This window comes from Mucilaginibacter panaciglaebae (assembly GCF_039539265.1).
Taxonomy (GTDB): Bacteria; Bacteroidota; Bacteroidia; order Sphingobacteriales; family Sphingobacteriaceae; genus Mucilaginibacter; species Mucilaginibacter panaciglaebae.
This window is the reverse complement of the sequence record NZ_BAABCV010000011.1, coordinates 44,371-61,245: the sequence shown is the minus strand read 5'-3', so window position 1 is coordinate 61,245 and position 16,875 is coordinate 44,371. Positions and strand designations below refer to the sequence as shown.

Annotated in this window: 13 protein-coding genes; 2 read left to right on the top strand and 11 right to left on the bottom strand. The window is 41.2% G+C overall.

Annotation, left to right across the window (positions count from 1 at the left end; genetic code table 11):
• Window positions 1-145: 145 nt before the first annotated feature.
• From ABD772_RS14955 to ABD772_RS14940, 4 genes are all read right to left on the bottom strand, one after another.
• A complete protein-coding gene (locus ABD772_RS14955) occupies window positions 146-3,556 on the bottom strand; it encodes an efflux RND transporter permease subunit (RefSeq protein WP_345106146.1) in 3,411 nt (1,136 codons plus the stop codon).
• 27 nt (window positions 3,557-3,583) lie between these two features.
• A complete protein-coding gene (locus ABD772_RS14950; RefSeq protein WP_345106143.1) occupies window positions 3,584-4,690 on the bottom strand; it encodes an efflux RND transporter periplasmic adaptor subunit in 1,107 nt (368 codons plus the stop codon).
• A 19-nt stretch (window positions 4,691-4,709) separates the two neighbouring features.
• A complete protein-coding gene (locus ABD772_RS14945) occupies window positions 4,710-6,068 on the bottom strand; it encodes a TolC family protein (protein ID WP_345106140.1) in 1,359 nt (452 codons plus the stop codon).
• Between the two features lie 82 nt (window positions 6,069-6,150).
• Window positions 6,151-6,759 (bottom strand): TetR/AcrR family transcriptional regulator, encoded by a 609-nt coding sequence (locus ABD772_RS14940; protein ID WP_345106136.1) that lies wholly within the window; start codon window positions 6,757-6,759, stop codon window positions 6,151-6,153.
• Window positions 6,760-6,973: 214 nt separating this feature from the next.
• Here ABD772_RS14940 and purB point away from each other — a divergent pair, with 214 nt between their 5' ends.
• Both purB and ABD772_RS14930 read left to right on the top strand, forming a co-directional pair.
• A complete protein-coding gene (gene purB, locus ABD772_RS14935) occupies window positions 6,974-8,317 on the top strand; it encodes an adenylosuccinate lyase (RefSeq protein ID WP_345106133.1) in 1,344 nt (447 codons plus the stop codon).
• Between the two features lie 240 nt (window positions 8,318-8,557).
• Window positions 8,558-9,109 (top strand): NifU family protein, encoded by a 552-nt coding sequence (locus ABD772_RS14930; RefSeq protein WP_345106130.1) that lies wholly within the window; start codon window positions 8,558-8,560, stop codon window positions 9,107-9,109.
• Between the two features lie 110 nt (window positions 9,110-9,219).
• On the opposite strand, the gene ABD772_RS14925 is transcribed toward ABD772_RS14930, so the two are convergent.
• From ABD772_RS14925 to ppk1, 7 genes are all read right to left on the bottom strand, one after another.
• Window positions 9,220-10,014 (bottom strand): inositol monophosphatase family protein, encoded by a 795-nt coding sequence (locus ABD772_RS14925; RefSeq protein ID WP_345106126.1) that lies wholly within the window; start codon window positions 10,012-10,014, stop codon window positions 9,220-9,222.
• A complete protein-coding gene (locus tag ABD772_RS14920; protein WP_345106123.1) occupies window positions 9,989-10,468 on the bottom strand; it encodes a GtrA family protein in 480 nt (159 codons plus the stop codon). The genes ABD772_RS14925 and ABD772_RS14920 overlap by 26 nt, the downstream gene beginning before the upstream one ends.
• Window positions 10,461-11,633 (bottom strand): prolipoprotein diacylglyceryl transferase, encoded by a 1,173-nt coding sequence (locus ABD772_RS14915; RefSeq protein ID WP_345106120.1) that lies wholly within the window; start codon window positions 11,631-11,633, stop codon window positions 10,461-10,463. Before ABD772_RS14915 ends, ABD772_RS14920 begins: the two co-directional genes overlap by 8 nt.
• A gap of 28 nt (window positions 11,634-11,661) precedes the next feature.
• Window positions 11,662-12,981: a tRNA (N(6)-L-threonylcarbamoyladenosine(37)-C(2))-methylthiotransferase MtaB gene (gene mtaB, locus ABD772_RS14910; protein ID WP_345106117.1), complete on the bottom strand. Its 1,320-nt coding sequence runs from the start codon at window positions 12,979-12,981 to the stop codon at window positions 11,662-11,664.
• An 86-nt stretch (window positions 12,982-13,067) separates the two neighbouring features.
• Window positions 13,068-13,628 (bottom strand): UbiX family flavin prenyltransferase, encoded by a 561-nt coding sequence (locus ABD772_RS14905; RefSeq protein WP_345106115.1) that lies wholly within the window; start codon window positions 13,626-13,628, stop codon window positions 13,068-13,070.
• A gap of 261 nt (window positions 13,629-13,889) precedes the next feature.
• A complete protein-coding gene (locus ABD772_RS14900; RefSeq protein ID WP_345106112.1) occupies window positions 13,890-14,783 on the bottom strand; it encodes a Ppx/GppA phosphatase family protein in 894 nt (297 codons plus the stop codon).
• Entirely contained in the window at window positions 14,780-16,834 is a 2,055-nt protein-coding gene (ppk1, locus tag ABD772_RS14895; RefSeq protein ID WP_345106109.1) for a polyphosphate kinase 1, read from the bottom strand. Before ppk1 ends, ABD772_RS14900 begins: the two co-directional genes overlap by 4 nt.
• Window positions 16,835-16,875: the final 41 nt, after the last annotated feature.

The window sequence follows — 16,875 nt, the reverse complement described above, 5'->3', positions numbered from 1 at the left end:
TTAAGACGCTTTACGCAGGAAGCAAAAGTCAAAAGAGACTTTACTCGACAGGTTAATTCCTCAACGACGCTTGAAAGGCGGTTGAATAAGACCGGATCATAACCAAAAGGCCTCCGTTGATTAACGGAGGCCTTTTTTGCGACTATTAGCCTGCTATTTGTGCAGGTGTTTCATGTAATTCTTTTTTGCTGAATCTTGCTTTGACCCGATATCGAATCAGATACATACATGGCACCAATATCAAAGTAATTATGGTTGCGAAACCTAAACCAAATATCATCGTCCATGCTAACGGGCCCCAAAAGGCCACGTTGTCGCCACCAAAATGAATATGCGGTTCAAAATGGGTAAATAATCCTACAAAGTCTATATTAAATCCTACAGCCAATGGGATCAAGCCTAATATGGCCGATGTAGCAGTTAATAAAACCGGGGTCATACGGGTATGGCCCGCCTCAACTACAGCATCATGTATGCTGGCGCCTTGTTCCATTAGCATATCGGTAAATTCAACCAGTAATATACCATTACGAACCACAACACCCGCAAGTGCAATGATACCTACGCCAGTCATTACAATAGAAATAGTCATTTTGAAAATACTAACCCCAAGTAACACGCCAATAATACTGAACAATATTTCACTCAATATGATCAACGTTTTGCCTGTCGAGTTAAACTGAATCATCAGGATGATTAGGATCAAACCGAACGAGGTGACTAAAGCGCCTAACAAGAAATTGGCTGCTTCTGCCTGATCTTCCTGACCGCCACCCATTTTAATGGTAACGTTAGCCGGTTTTTTAAAGTCCTTTATCGCTCTTAAAATATTGGCATTAACCTCATTGATATTATTAGGCTTAATAACGTTCGATCCTAAGGTCAACACGCGCCTTTGCTGTTTGTGCTTGATATTGCTATACGTAGTAGTATACCTGACATCGGTAAATGCCGATATCGGAACCTGACGTATAGCGCCACCGGTAGCCATATCGCGGTAGGTTATCTTTAAGTTTTTTAATGCGTCCAGGTTACTACGCTGGCTTTCAAGCGCACGCACTTTTATCTGGTAATCATCTTCACGGGTATTTCTGAAATCGCCCGCCTTACCGCCAAATACCGCTGTAGCTAATGTTTGGGTGATCTGGCCGGTACTGATACCTTCGCGGTTAGCACGTTCGCGGTCAACATCAAATACAATTTCTGGTTTGTCGGTCTGCACGTCAGCTATCAGGCCTTCAATACCTGCTATATTTTGTTTAGCCAGATAGCTTTTTAAATGATTAGCTGTTTTGACCAGCGTGTCTATATTATCGCCGGCAATTTCAATACTAATATCTTTTTGTACCGGTGGGCCGCCATTTTCTTGCGCTACCGCGATTTTTGCTCCCGGTATTATACCAACTACAGCTTTACGGACGTTAGCCAGTACCGCTTTGGTATCCTTACCATGACGTTTACCAAATTCAACAAAAGCAACCGTTATTTTACTTTTATTCTCATAGTCGCCCTGATCTTCATCACTAGGGTCGGCTACACTGGCTGTAACGTTTGAGATAATAGACGAAACAATGTCTTTATCAGGCTCAACAGCTTCTGCAACACGTTTCTCTAATTTCTTGGTTACCTCATTGGTGTAAGCCTGATCTGTACCAATAGGCAAAGTCACGTACACGAAAGCAAAGTTAGGGTCGCCCGACGGGAAAAACTCCACTTTTGGCGATCTGACAATCAGAAAAAAGATAGTAAATATAAATAGTACGACGGTACCGCCCAACACCATTCCCGGAGCCTTGACAGCACGTTCCAGCCATCTGGCATACCAGTCTTTAAACCGTGGCCATAAGTTGTTTTGGAAACTGTCTATCGTCCGTAATAAAACAAAGTGATTAAGCAGGTACAGTGCTATAATAAGCATCATAAAATTACCGAAACCGAAGTTTATCAAATAGCCAATTACCGTAGCAATTACTAAATAGATCAAAGAACGTTTCAGTTTTTTATCAAATTTTGGATGGTCATGCTCGCCCTCAACGTGTGGTTTCATAAAATCAACCGCAAATACAGGGTTAAAAAGGTAAGCAACAACCAGCGATGCCAGTAATGTTATAATCAATGTTATCGGCAGGAAAAACATGAAATGCCCTATCAAACTATTCCAAAAGGCCAGCGGAATAAATGGCGCAAGTGTAGTCATGGTACCTGAAAACACAGGTAAAAACACCTCGCCTGCAGCCATTTTAGCGGCTTGTTTAATAGGAATAGCTCCGTTGTTAAATATCCGATGCGTATTTTCAATTACCACAATCGCGTCATCCACCACAATACCTAAAGCCAGCAGGAAGGAGAACAGCACGATCATATTTAAAGTAAAACCAATAACAGGCATCACCAGGAAGGCTATAAAACACGACAGCGGTACAGATAACGCCACAAATATGGCATTAGTAGTACCCATAAAAAACATCAGGATAATGGTAACCAATATAAAACCGATAACAATAGTGTTGATCAAATCGTTCAGGGTTGTACGTGTTTTATCAGACTGATCGCCGGTTACTGTTATATTCAAACCTTTGGGGAACTGCGTTTTCAGCTTCTGGGCAATAAGATTATTTATCTTATCAGAAGCCTCGATCAGGTTCTCGCCGGTACGTTTACTTACATTTAGCGTGATAACGTTTTTGAAGTTTTTGCTATCGTTTGTTTTTAAACGCGCGTAGCTCTCCTGCTCTAAAAAAGAATCCTTGATCTCTGCGATATCACGTAAGTATATCGGCTGCCCTTTAGGGTTTCTAACAACCATTTCGGCTACCTCGGCAGCACTTTTGTAATCTTTTTTAATGTCGATACTGCGGCGAATACCATCTGTGGTTACATTACCGGCAGATGCTATAATATTTTCATTGCCGATAGCCTGCGTAATATCATTAAAAGTTAACTCTACCGCAGCCATTTTATTCATATCCACATTGATCTGGATCTCGGGCGTTAACGCTCCTACTTCCTGTACACGCGATATTTCTTTGAAGCTTTCAATTTCGTCTTTTAAGTTATCGGCGTATTCCTTTAACTTTTTCAAATCGTAATCGCCGGATATATTTACGTAAAGGATAGGAATATCGGCGACGTTAATATCAGAGATAACAGATTCTTTAAGGTTAGGGTCATTTTGCGGCAAATCCTGCTTTGCTTTATCTACGGCCTCTTTTACGTCGATCTTAGCATCTCTGATCTTTACATCGGCGTTAAATTCGGCCGTTATTATAGATAAGTTTTGCTTTGAGTTTGAGGTTACCTTTTTTAAACCTTTAAGCGATTTTAACTGCTTCTCTAGCTGCCTGGTTACCAGCAACTCGATATTTTGAGGTGACTGACCGATATAAGGCGTGCTCACAAAAACTTTTGATTGTGCTATATCCGGAAAATTCTCCTTCGGCAAATTATTATAGCTGACAAGCCCCAGTACCGTTATTAAAAATATCAGTACATATATGGCGGTCTTATTGTCAATGGCCCAACTTGATGGCCCAAATTCTTTGTTAAGATCTTTCATTATTAGATCAAATTATTAGATAGATGATTAAATAGCAGATTGTAACACATTTACTTTGTCGCCATCGTTCAGGTCAGAAGCGCCTGCAGTTATTAACTGGTCGCCCGGCGTTAAGCCCGATAAAATCTCTGACAGACTGCCATAGCTGCTACCCACTTTAATGTTCTTGCGTTTGGCTACGCCGTTATCGTTCACATAAACGTAATCACCCTGCTCTGATTTTTGAATGGCATTTAGCGGGATTACAATTGCTTTGTTGTTGCTATAGTCGGCTATTTTAATAATGGCAGTCATGTTAGGACGCAAAGTTTTACGCGTGGGTAAAGCAATCTCAATTGCGAAACTACGCGAAGTAGGATCAATAGCTTTTGCGGCAAATGTTAATCTCGCGCTTAATGAATCGTTAGCATCCGGCACCACTATTTTAACGTTGTCGCCTTGGTTTACGCGGCTGGCGTATGATTCAGGCACATCAGCCTTTACTTTTAAAACATCAGCATTTACAATGCGTATACCTGTAACACCTGGCTGCGCAACCTGGCCCAGTTTCAGGTCCATTTGGTCGATAGTGCCGCTAATTGGCGATATGATGCGGTACAGATCAGCTTGCTGGCGCAAACCGTCAACAGCCTTCTGAGCTGTTTTCATTTGAGTTTGTGCCTGTAAAAACTGTACTTCAGTTCCAATTTTTTGATCCCAAAGATTTTTCTGACGTTCAAATAAAGTCTTGGTTAAGTTAGCCTGCGATTCTGCCTGGGCAATGTTCTCTCTTAACACGCTATTGTCTAACTGTACCAGCAGCTGCCCCCTGCTTACGTGCTGGCCCGGCACCACATAGATCTTAGTAATAACACCCGGCGATTGCGGATAGGCTGTTACGTTGTCTTTAGCATCTATTTTACCTTGCACATCAACGTAATGCGTAAAATTGGTTTCGGCAATTTTTAACACGCTGATATCGGTGCTCTTTGATGAGTCGCGACCAGCGCCGGTTGATGCCTGTAGCGCGGCAATTTTTGAGTTAATATCAGCCTGTTGTTTTTTCAGATCGGCTAATTCTGTTGCTTTATCTTTAGGCTTCTGCGAGCAAGCTGCTAACAACACTAAAGCCGGTATGTATATAAATTTTTTCATGTTTATGGTGAGTTGAGTTTTAGTTGATACGTGCATATGCTTTGTCAAGATCTACTTTGCTTATTAAGGCGTTGTACAGTGCTTGTATGTATTGATTATCCGCGCTTTCTAATTCGGTTTGCGCTTGTGTTACCTCGATATTTGAGCCAACGCCCTGTTGATATTTGATTTTTGATACCCTTAATACCTCCTGCGCCAATTCACGGCTGCGTTTTTGATTATCAAGCGATCGTATACTATTTTCATAAGTAATACGGGCCGAATTAGCCTGTAACTTAAAACCGTTTGCTGCGTTGTGCAGATCGTTCTGCGCTTTCAATACGTTTATTTGCGACTGCCTTAACTGGTAAAGGCGCTGACCACCACTAAAAATCGGAATGTTTACACCCAAACCTATATAGCTGTTAGGATAGGCATGTCTGTACAGATATTTGAATTGATTTTCCTGGAAAACTTCGCCAAAACCAGCATTCAAACTAACCGACGGCAAGTAAGCCGCTTTTTTGTCTTTTGCATCCAGTTGGTTAAGAGTAATGTTAGTTTGCAACAATTTGTACTCGATACGATTTTGATAATAGCTGGTATCACCAGCGTCCCCAGCATTTCTGGTAATATCAACGTCAGACAGTTTATCAGTCAGCGTAAGCTCTTGTTCTATCGGCATACCCATCTGGAATTTTAACATCTGCGAACTAAGCACTAAGGCTCGCTGTGCGTTATCCCGATTAGTTACCAGATTATTGTATTGTACCGATAACCGATCGACATCAATCTTTTCAATAAAACCTTGTTTATTTTGCTGGGTGGTTTGATCTAAAGTTTGTTTTAGCTGCGCGATGTTGGCATCCAGCAATTTGATCTGCTCGTCAGATACCAATACTTGATAATAAGCTTTAGTTACGGCAACATTGGTCTCGATCTTTGAGCGTACCAAGCTGCGTTGCGATAACTCTTTAAAGGTTTTAACCGCCTGTAAACCAACAAAAAAAGAACCGCTGAATAAAAGTTGTGAAGCCTGTAATGAATAAGTATTATTATACTTAACCGCCCCAAACGGGAATTTTATTAACGGAGCATTCAAATCAATGGGCGTTGCAAAAATGTTAGGGCCTACTGTTGCAGGGGGTTTCAAAAAATCCTGGAAACTGATTGAACCATTTACCTGTGGTAAACCAGCAGCAATAGTTTCTTTTACTTTATATTCGGCGCTTTTGACACTCAGGGCCGCATTTTTCACAGAGTCCTGATGCTCGTAAGCGTAATTTATACAATCAGCCAGACTGTAGCTTACCGGCGTATTGGGTGGCGGGGCTTGCTGCGCAAAGCCCGACAAGGCTAGGCTGCAAATAAGCGACGCGGTTAGAATGATATATCTCATAGTAAGTAATTGTGTGTTTGTTTATTAATTATGTTCTCCAAAGTAACCTGCCGGTTTTGACAACCCTATGTCAACAGGATGATTATGTATTTACATTTTTATATTCATCTAATAGTTTATATCCTTTAAGCGTACAAATACCGAAGTTGAAATGCTCCAGCAATTGATACTGCACTTTCCACGGACTAAACTCGGCCAACGGAAAAATATTGGTATTAAAGCCTGTTTCTACCTGCATTACCCGCATACGCGCCATGATCTTTACATCGATGTCCGGGCGGATGTACCCCTGTTTAATTCCTTTAGTTAGCAGTTCTTCTAAAGTGTGAACTATCACCTCGGCTTTAAAAGCCTGAAATTGCTGCCATGCCTCAGGATGATATTTTTGCAGATCATGTATCACTATGGGGTTGATCCTGGAAAAAATCTCTTCAGAGCATTTCATCATATTGATCATCTCCTCTATCACATTGTCAGATTTTTTGATCAACGCACACATCTGATCCTCATCCTCCTGCAGCTTCTTTTTTACCAAAGCCACTACCAATTCATTCTTATCCTTAAAGAATTGATAGATGGTTTTTTTAGACATGCCCAGGTGTTTAGCTATGTCATCCATTGTTACACTCTTTATCCCGGCTGTCAAAAACAGCTCCTCTCCACCTTGTATTATTCGCTCTATTTGACTCATTGACTTGATTGGTCAAAACTATGGAAACATTTTTAGATTACAAAGTTTCCAAAAAAAAATGTTTTCCACAGGTGTTAACCCGTCCCAAACCTCCCCCCGGAAGAAAGTTTTTGTAAGCCAACACTAACGTCTCACCTGTCGGCGCATCCGATCGTTATCGGATTAGAGAAGCTATGACGGATTTTGTTACCTTTGCAAAAAATCACAACCGCTCATGACACTTACTCCACTTTCTGCAATTTCACCAATTGATGGCCGCTATAGAAGAGTTACTGCCGACCTTGGCGCTTACTTTTCGGAATATGCTTTGATCAAGTACAGGGTGTTTGTAGAGATTGAATACTTTATAGCTTTATGCCAGCATCCGTTGCCTCAACTTCAGGATTTTGATAAAAATCTGGAAGAAAAGTTACGCGACATTTATAAAAATTTCAGCGAAGCTGATGCCCAAAGCATAAAGGATATTGAGAAAATAACCAATCATGATGTTAAGGCTGTTGAATATTTTATCAAGCAAAAGTTTGACGATTTAGGTTTACAGGAGTATAAAGAATTTATCCATTTCGGCTTAACATCGCAGGATATTAATAATACAGCCATACCATATTCATTCAAGCTTGCTCTAGAACAAGTTTACTACCCAGCGATTGAAGAATTACTGGAAATTCTGAAAAAATATGCAGAAGACTGGGATAATATACCCATGTTGGCACACACACATGGCCAGCCAGCCTCGCCTACCCGCTTGGGTAAAGAAATACAGGTTTTTATTGAGAGACTGGAAAATCAATTGATCTTGTTGAAACAAGTTCCAACATCAGCCAAATTTGGTGGCGCTACCGGTAATTTCAACGCGCATAATGTGGCCTATCCGGAGATTGAGTGGAAAACTTTCGGCAATCACTTTGTGAATAACATTTTGGGGTTGAGCCGTTCGCAATTCACCACTCAAATTGAGCACTACGACAACTTTGCTGCACAATGCGATGCACTGAAACGGATCAATAATATATTGATGGATTTGGACCGCGACATGTGGACCTACATCTCTATGAACTACTTCAAGCAACAAATCAAAGTCGGCGAGGTAGGTTCGTCAGCTATGCCGCATAAAGTTAACCCTATTGATTTTGAGAACTCAGAGGGTAACCTGGGTATCGCTAATGCTCTGTTTGAGCATCTGGCTGCTAAACTGCCAATCTCAAGATTACAGCGCGATTTGACAGATTCGACCGTATTGCGTAATATAGGTGTACCAGTGGCGCATTCTTTGATAGCCATCAAATCAACGTTAAAAGGTTTAGGTAAATTATTATTAAATGAAAGCGCCTTGAATGCACACCTTGAAGCCAATTGGGCCGTTGTTGCTGAAGCTATACAGACTATCCTGCGCCGCGAAGGATACCCTAACCCCTATGAGGCTTTAAAAGAATTGACCCGCACTAATACAACGGTTAATACCCAAACTATTGCTGAGTTTGTGGATACTTTGAATGTAAGTGATAGCGTGAAGGAAGAGATTAAACGGATAAGCCCAAGTAATTACACCGGGATATAACTAATTCGCCTTATCATTTCGACCAACGGTAGAAACTATACACCCATTCATAAGCTTGTATATAGATTTCTCGCTATCGCTCAAAATGAACATCTTAAAATGACATCTTAATATAAAACCATTATATATCCGCAATCTGCACATCAAAACCATCAGTCACCGTCCCGTCATAACTAATTTAGCATTACACAATAACCAAAAAGCTATTTAACTTTGTTACGTTATTAAACAGACATCAAGATGAATATCAACGTATATACCGAATCAACGCCCAACCCGGCAACCATGAAGTTCATTGTGAACAAGTTGCTGATTAATGGTAGTGTAGACTACCCTACCAGAGAAAGTGCCGAAAACTCGCCTTTTGCTAAAGAGCTTTATAAATTTTCATTTGTGAATGGCGTGTTCTTCGCCAGCAACTTTGTTACTGTTACCAAAACCGAAGGCAGCGAATGGCAGGACATTGAGCCCATACTGAAAGAGTTTGTTAAAGGCGCTGTTGAGTCTGAGATTAAAGTACAGATAGAGGAACAAAAAGAAGATGTGGCATTTGAAGGTACTGAGACAGAGATCAAAATTCAACAAATATTAAATGATTACGTCCGCCCGGCTGTTGAGCAGGACGGTGGCGCTATCTCTTACCGCTCATTTGATGAAGGTGTGGTTACCGTTGAGCTTCGCGGCTCATGCAGCGGGTGCCCATCATCAACTATCACGCTGAAAGCCGGCATAGAGAACCTGTTAAAACGCATGGTTCCTGAAGTTACTGAAGTGGTGTCGGAAGCGATTTAATTTTGTTAAGCACTTTATTAAAGTTAGTTGATTGGATGTAGGTTTCTGATCTACTATACAACAAAAAAGGATCGTATGTTGAGTACGATCCTTTTTTGCTGTAGTTAGATTTATTTGTTGAAATATTCCTGAATCACCTTCAGCATTTCATCGGTAATTTTGCCGTTGGTAGCCAGTAGCTCCCGCGACTCGATTACTTCATCTCCGCTGCTGAAATTTACAACGTGGCCGCCTGCCTGTTTTACAATAACGATGCCTGCGGCTACGTCCCAGGCGTTTAAATTATATTCGTAAAATGCATCGAACCTTCCGGCAGCGGTGTAAACCAAATCAGTGGCCGCCGAGCCTAATCTGCGGATGCCGTGGCAGCTTTTCATCAAATGCGTTAACAGATCGATGTATTGTGGTTGTTTTACAAAATCATAATACGGGAAACCTGTAGCGATCAAACTATCGCTAATTTTAGGGGCCGGGCTAACTTTTATTTCCTGACCGTTCAGGTATGCCGGCGAGCCTTTCCAGGCATAAAAGCATTCATCCTGATTGATCTCGTATACTACACCGAGCACTAATTCATTATATTCTTTTAGGGCGATACTCACCGAGAACACGGGCACCCCATGTATAAAATTGGTGGTACCATCCAACGGATCAATGATCCAGTTATAACGTTCAGCCATTTTAGTGCTGGTTTTCTCTTCAGTAATAAAACCAGACTCAGGCAATATCTTTTCCAGTCCGGCTACGATAATACCTTCAGCAGTTTTATCAACATATGATACCAGGTCATTCAGTCCTTTGTACTCTATTCTGTCTGTGCTGAAAGTTTTTCTTTCCTGACGGATGAAATCACCGGCTTGTTTTGAAAGTTCAATTACCCTATTCGCTATCTGCTCCAGTTGCATGTTGATGTCTTAATGAAAGGCTGAATGAGAAAAATTTATGGATAAAAAAGCTGGCAAAGAACAGGCTTAATGCAGCAGTAATACGTGCCACAGGCGCATATAAATGTACCTGCTGTACAAAGAAATCCAATATCAATAAATTAGCAAAAAAGCCAATAACAGCTACCGACGCAAACCTGATAAACTGCCTCGCGCCTGATGTACTTGACTCAGTAAACACCACATACTTGGTGATAAGGAAATTAACTATCACACCTAAAAAGAAAGATACGGCTAACGATAACTTGTAATTATTAACACCATAATTGAATACCGTATATTTTGGCTGATCAAGCAGATTATGATAAAGCACATAAAAAGCGCAAATATCCACCAGAAAGCCCATTCCCGCCGAGAAAACGAACCTTATAACCTGATTCTCTAACAATTTATTTCTGAGCGATTGCTTAGCCATGCTTAATGGCCTTTTTTTTCTGGTGATTTAACCCGGTTACAATTAACACTATACCACCTAAAGTTAAGAAAAGCGATATCATCTCAGCTTGAGTAAATGATATCCCGGCAACATGATAACGGGTATTCACACGGATCAGCTCGATCAGGAAACGTTCAACCCCATTCATCACCAGATAAATACCAAACATAATGCCCGGTGTTTTAATACGGTTGCGAATAGCCCATAACACAGCAAATAACAATAAGCAAACCACACACTCATAAAATGAGGTAGGATATACGGGTTGTTTTAATACATTACAGAATTTACCAACGCAATCGGCAATGCGGTTACCTGCATCTTCCATACTCACATTATGCGGAAAATTGAAAGACCACATCCAATCTGGCGCCCAGCTTAACCAACCAGGTTTGGGGGCCAGGTTTGGAATACCCCAATCGCCGTCGCCCGACATTTGACAACCAATGCGACCAATCGCATAAGACAGCATCATGCCAGGTCCGCCAATATCTAACATGGTTAATGGTTTAATACCGTGTTTATAAGCTATATATAATACCGCAGCCCCCCCGCAAATTAATCCGCCATAAAAGGTAAGTCCGCTAAAACCAATCAGCATACCTACCGGGTCGGCCATAAAATCGTTCCAATTCTCCAGCGCATTAAACAACTTTGCACCGGCAAAGCCGAATATCGCTGCCCATAGTAAAATATTACCCATTAACTCGTAAGGGTGTACTTTTATCACTCGGGTTTCGGGCTTTGGTAATATGTGTTTTTTATTTTCGGCGTAGGCCCAGTAAGCAAATACAGCAGCTAATACAACACCGCCTATAAAATTACCGCGGCTTGATAGCAAAAAGCCCTGTGGATCATCAATCATAGCATGGTAGTTAAATACCATATCCACGAGTTTAAATCCTAATATAAAGCCAAATAAACTGTTAGCTAATAATTCTGCAATGCTAATGCGTTTACCAAGAGTAACCGTCTTTTCAAACGAATGGATAACCCCAAGCTTCTCTTTACGTTTAAATTCCTGCACAAAGGCCCAATAGGCCGCTATAAAAGCCAAGGCCACAAAAAAACCGAAAGTTTGTACCGGAAGCGGGATGTCTAAACCGAAGAGATATTTAATAAGAGAACTTAAGCTTGGAAACATAGCTAACTAATTTGCTGCGAATATAGGCTTAATGTACCAATATTTCCTGGCTTTCGGTTATTTCAACATCACCGTCAGATGAAATATTTGTTAAACAAACCTTTTTAAGCTCGTTAACCAGTACTGGATCAAATTTGGTTTTTACCTTTACATAGTTGCGCGTAAAGCCGTGCATAAAGCCTTCTTTGATATCACCCTCAAACAAAACTTCCTCCGCTCTGCCAAGCTGACTGTTATAAAAAGCACGGCGTTTTTTATCTGATAAAATGTGTAACATTTTACTTCTATCTGCGCGGGTTGAGCCGGGCACCGTTCCTTTCATTTCGGCGGCCAAAGTATTGGCGCGTTCAGAATAACTAAATACGTGCAGGTATGATATATTTAAACCGTTAAGAAAGTTATACGTGTCAATAAAGTCTTCGCGTGTTTCGCCGGGAAAACCAACGATGATGTCGACTCCAATGCAACAATCGGGCATTAATTCTTTGATTTTAGCTACGCGATCGGCGTATAGCTCACGCTTATAACGGCGACGCATCAGCCCTAAAATTTTATCAGAACCTGATTGTAGCGGTATATGAAAATGCGGCACGAAACGTTTTGATTGCGCTACAAAGGCAATAATCTCGTCTGTTAATAAGTTGGGTTCGATTGATGAAATGCGAATGCGGTCGATGCCTTCAACCTCATCTAAAGCTTTAACCAGGTCAAAGAAACGTGCCTCACGTTGACCGTTAATGATACCAAAATCGCCCAGGTTAACACCGGTTAGTACGATCTCTTTCACTCCCGACTCCGCAATTTGCCTGGCTTGCTGAATAACACTAGGGATAGTATCGCTTCTGCTGGCACCACGGGCCAGCGGGATAGTGCAGAATGAGCAAGAATAGTCGCAGCCGTCCTGTACTTTGAGGAAAGTGCGGGTTCTGTCGCCAAATGAATAGGCTGGCACAAACTCGTTAGCCTCAGATACCGGCTGATTATAAACTACCGCTTTTTCTCTTTTGGTGAGATCTGTAATATGATCGACGATTTGAAATTTCTCAGCAGCACCTAAAACCATATCAACCCCAGGTATCTCCGATATCTCTTTAGGTTTTAATTGTGCATAGCAACCTACAATGGTAACGTAAGCATTGGGAGATACCCTTAATGCCTCTTTCACCACCTTTTTACACTTCTTGTCGGCATTGTCTGTAACAGAGCAGGTATTGATCACATATACATCGGGGGTATCCGTAAAGTCGACGGTATCAAAGCCGGCATTGCTAAACAAACGGCCCAGTGTAGACGTCTCTGAGTAATTGAGTTTACAGCCCAGCGTATAAAATGCTACTTTTTTATTCATTTGCGGCTGCAAATATACTAATTATTGAATTATCGAGTAGAAAAGCTTGTCCAACCCTCATTCTAACTCAATAATTAATGCTGTGATTACTCCTTTCCCCAGCGATAGCTTTCACTCTCTAATCCCATCAAATCAATAATACGATTTACTACAGTTAACGCCACTTCTTCAACTGTTTTAGGCTTGTTATAGAACGACGGCACAGCAGGGCAAACAATAGCCCCTGCTTCTGTAACGGTAGCCATATTTCTGATATGGATCAAATTAAAAGGAGTATCTCGTGCCACAAGAATCAATTTTCGGCGCTCTTTCAGCATGACATCGGCAGCGCGTGTGATCAAATCGTCAGAGATACCGCCGGCTATGCGGCCCAGGGTGCCCATTGAACAAGGTACGATAACCATGGTATCAAACTTTGCCGAACCTGATGCAAAGGGAGCCATGAAATCATTTTTTGCATAAAATTTAAAGGGAAATTTGCCGTAATCCTGATTATCTAATTCAAACTGCCACACCTGTTTAGCGTTATCAGACATCACTACAGCCACTTCGGCAATCTGGCTATCGAGTTGTTGAAACTTCTGCAGCAGCAGTTTAGCGTATATAGAGCCACTGGCACCGGTAATAGCAATCACAATTTTTTTCATAGTTCACGCCCCCTCTAAATCTCCCCAAATGGAGACTTTGGATAGCAATTTGCAACACAAAGTTAGGATATGTTACACAATGTTACACTCTTAATGACAATTTTACGAAGATAGGGCTTCTCTCCTTTGGGAAATTAAGCGGCACAAAAAAAGGGTCGAATACAAGTACCCGACCCTACATCTACCTATGAAAAACATGCCCTTTGAGAGGGCACTACAAATGTAATAACAGTTTTTTAATTATTAAACAAAAAATTAAAATTATTTTAATGCGGTTTTCATAATTTTTTCATCTATCAGGATCTGAATGATTCCATCTACCATTCCAACACTTGGAACGAAAATATTTTTGATGCCACCCCATTTCATTACCGACAGATAAATTTCGCATGCCGGAATGATTACATCCGCTCTATCCTGATTTAAACCCAGGACATTGATCCGGTCTTTTAATGAAAACGAATTCAGGTAATCATACAACGATTTAAGCTTACTCAGGCTCATGGGAGAGCCATTCTTTTCTTCGGACATCCGGTAAAGCTTATTAATATTCCCACCGGTACCTATACCAAAAACACCTTTAAGCTGGCGCGTATGCTCACGAATAAAATCGCGCATAGCTGCCCATGATTCTTCGGTATCCTGATTGTCTAATATACGTATAGTACCAATGTTAAACGATTTTGAAGCAGCCAATTTTCCTGCCGAAAATAGTGAAAGCTCAGTACTGCCGCCGCCTACATCAATGTATAGGTAGTTTTTATTTTTGTCGATGTTCTGTTCGGCACGCGAGGCATATATAATCTTAGCCTCTGTCTGCCCCTGAACTATCTCAAGGTCGACACCTGCTTCTTTTTTGATCTGCTTAACTACTTCAGCACCGTTACTCGCTTCGCGCATGGCCGACGTTGCACAAGCCATGTATTCGCTTACCTTGTAAACATCCATCAGATTATGGAAAGCCTGCATAGTTTTTACCAGGTCGATCGTTTTCTTATCTGATATTTTGTGACTTAAAAATGCGTCATCGCCCAAACGCAGCGGCACACGCACCAGGGTATTTTTTTTAAACGACACTGTGCCGTCATTCTCTTTGATATCCGCGATGAGTAGTCTTACCGCGTTCGATCCAATGTCAATAGCTGCGTATCTCAATTTGCTTTATTTTTATTCTTCAGGTAAGTATAAATATCAATTTGCGACCGTACGGGTAGTTCTGATTTAGTTTTATGATATTTATTGGTATTGTCTTTGTTAATTTCTCGGGATTTGGTATTATCGTTTAGCTGAATGTTGATGATATCTCTTATCTCCTTCTTCACACCTTTGTCATAGATAGGAAAACCAACTTCAACCCTGGTATCAATATTACGCGTCATAAAATCGGCCGAAGTAAGGTAGATGAGTTCATTGCCGCCATTACAATAAATATGAACACGGGCATGCTCAAGGTATTTGTCAACGATGCTGATCACCTCGATATTTTCACTGTACCCTTTCACACCCGGCAACAGGCAGCACATACCACGAACAATTAGTTGAATTTTTACCCCTGCATTGCTGGCCTGATATAATTTCAGCACCAATTGCTCATCGGCAAGGCTATTCATTTTCAGAATCATGTAAGCCGGCTTTTTAGCTTTGGCATTTTTAATCTCGTTATCAATCAACTTATAAATTGCCGGGCGAGAATCAATCGGCGATACAATAAGATGTTTTAACCCTTTAGGCAACACACCTTTATTAAGCGCTTTGAAAACGTTAACCAGGTCGCCGGTAATTTTTTTACTGGCAGTAAGCAAAGTGTGGTCGGCATATATACGAGCGGTCTTTTCGTTATAATTACCGGTAGACAAACAAGCATAATAAGCCAGCTTATCTTTCTCCATACGGCTTACCAGGCATATTTTTGAATGAACCTTGTAATCGTCGATACCGTAAATCACGTTCACCCCCTCTTCTTCCAGCCGCCGGCTCCAGGTGATATTGTTTTGCTCATCAAAACGCGCACGCAGCTCTATCAGGCAATTCACTTTTTTACCATTTTTGGCGGCGTTGATGAGCGCATGCATGATGCGTGAGTTTTCGGCCAAACGATAAACTGCTATGTTAATCTCTTTTACCATCGGATCAATAGCCGCCTCACGAAGAAAATGGATCACGTAATCATACGTTTGATAAGGTGTGTTGATCAGATAATCTCTTTTGGCAATCATCGCCATTAAGCTGCGATCAAAAGTGAGGTTATCAACCGGCAGTGCGGGATATTTGGCATACTCTAACTCTGGCGAACCTACATTAGGAAATGATATAAAATTCTTGAAGTTATGATAGCGGTTGCCGGGTATCAAACTTTCTCCGTGCAAACCCATTTTATTTACCAGGTACTTTAACATATCCATTGGCATCTCAGAGTCGTACAGTAAACGCATTGGTTTACCTTTTTTTCGCTTCTGCAAGCTTTTGGCTAATGAGTCGATAAACTTACCGCTTACTTCTTTATCCAGGTCCAGCTCGGCATCCCGGGTAAGCTGTATCGAATAAGCCTCGATACTATCATGCTCAAAAATGAAAAAAATATCCTCTAAACAATACCTGATGATGTCGTCCAGCAGAATAATAAACTTTAGGTTGTTGGTTTCAGGTAGTACAGTAAAACGGGATAAATTATCGGGTATTTCGATCAATGCATAGGTTACTTTTTTATCCTTGATCAATTTTACAAAAAAGTAAATGGCGCGGTCGCGCAGCTCGGGCAGCGCGCTGGCATTATTAAGCATGATGGGTACCAGCGTAGCCAGTAACTTTTCTCTGAAATGATCGCGTACAAAAGTGCCGCGGGCTACGTTCAGTTGTTTATCGTTAAGCAAAAATATCTTCTCTTCGGCCAGTTGCTTTACGATAATATTTTCATACAGATCGTTAAACTTACGCTCCTGCTTTACTACCAGATTTTTGATCTGGTTTAATATCTTTTTTGGATTATATCCCAGTATTTCTTTTGATTTCTCGTTCAGACTGGCCAGGCGGCTCAGCGTGGCTACCCTTACACGGTAAAACTCATCGAGGTTTGATGAAAATATTGCCAGAAACCTTATACGTTCAATTAACGGGACAGTAGGATCGGCAGCTTCCTGCAAAACACGCTCATTGAAGTACAGCCAACTTATCTCTCTGTTAATTAAAGGTACCCGTTTAATATCCATATAAAACAACGCCCGCGGGCATTATGGCAAAGCTGCTTATT

What these genes read in the sequence shown, in the direction of transcription:
- mtaB (WP_345106117.1), bottom strand. Translation starts at nt 12,981, where the DNA reads ATGAATAAAAAAGTAGCATTTTATACGCTGGGCTGTAAACTCAATTAC.
- purB (WP_345106133.1), top strand. Translation starts at nt 6,974, where the DNA reads ATGACACTTACTCCACTTTCTGCAATTTCACCAATTGATGGCCGCTAT.
- ABD772_RS14945 (WP_345106140.1), bottom strand. Translation starts at nt 6,068, where the DNA reads ATGAGATATATCATTCTAACCGCGTCGCTTATTTGCAGCCTAGCCTTG.
- ABD772_RS14920 (WP_345106123.1), bottom strand. Translation starts at nt 10,468, where the DNA reads ATGGCTAAGCAATCGCTCAGAAATAAATTGTTAGAGAATCAGGTTATA.
- ABD772_RS14940 (WP_345106136.1), bottom strand. Translation starts at nt 6,759, where the DNA reads ATGAGTCAAATAGAGCGAATAATACAAGGTGGAGAGGAGCTGTTTTTG.
- ABD772_RS14905 (WP_345106115.1), bottom strand. Translation starts at nt 13,628, where the DNA reads ATGAAAAAAATTGTGATTGCTATTACCGGTGCCAGTGGCTCTATATAC.
- ABD772_RS14955 (WP_345106146.1), bottom strand. Translation starts at nt 3,556, where the DNA reads ATGAAAGATCTTAACAAAGAATTTGGGCCATCAAGTTGGGCCATTGAC.
- ABD772_RS14925 (WP_345106126.1), bottom strand. Translation starts at nt 10,014, where the DNA reads ATGCAACTGGAGCAGATAGCGAATAGGGTAATTGAACTTTCAAAACAA.
- ppk1 (WP_345106109.1), bottom strand. Translation starts at nt 16,834, where the DNA reads ATGGATATTAAACGGGTACCTTTAATTAACAGAGAGATAAGTTGGCTG.
- ABD772_RS14950 (WP_345106143.1), bottom strand. Translation starts at nt 4,690, where the DNA reads ATGAAAAAATTTATATACATACCGGCTTTAGTGTTGTTAGCAGCTTGC.
- ABD772_RS14930 (WP_345106130.1), top strand. Translation starts at nt 8,558, where the DNA reads ATGAATATCAACGTATATACCGAATCAACGCCCAACCCGGCAACCATG.
- ABD772_RS14915 (WP_345106120.1), bottom strand. Translation starts at nt 11,633, where the DNA reads ATGTTTCCAAGCTTAAGTTCTCTTATTAAATATCTCTTCGGTTTAGAC.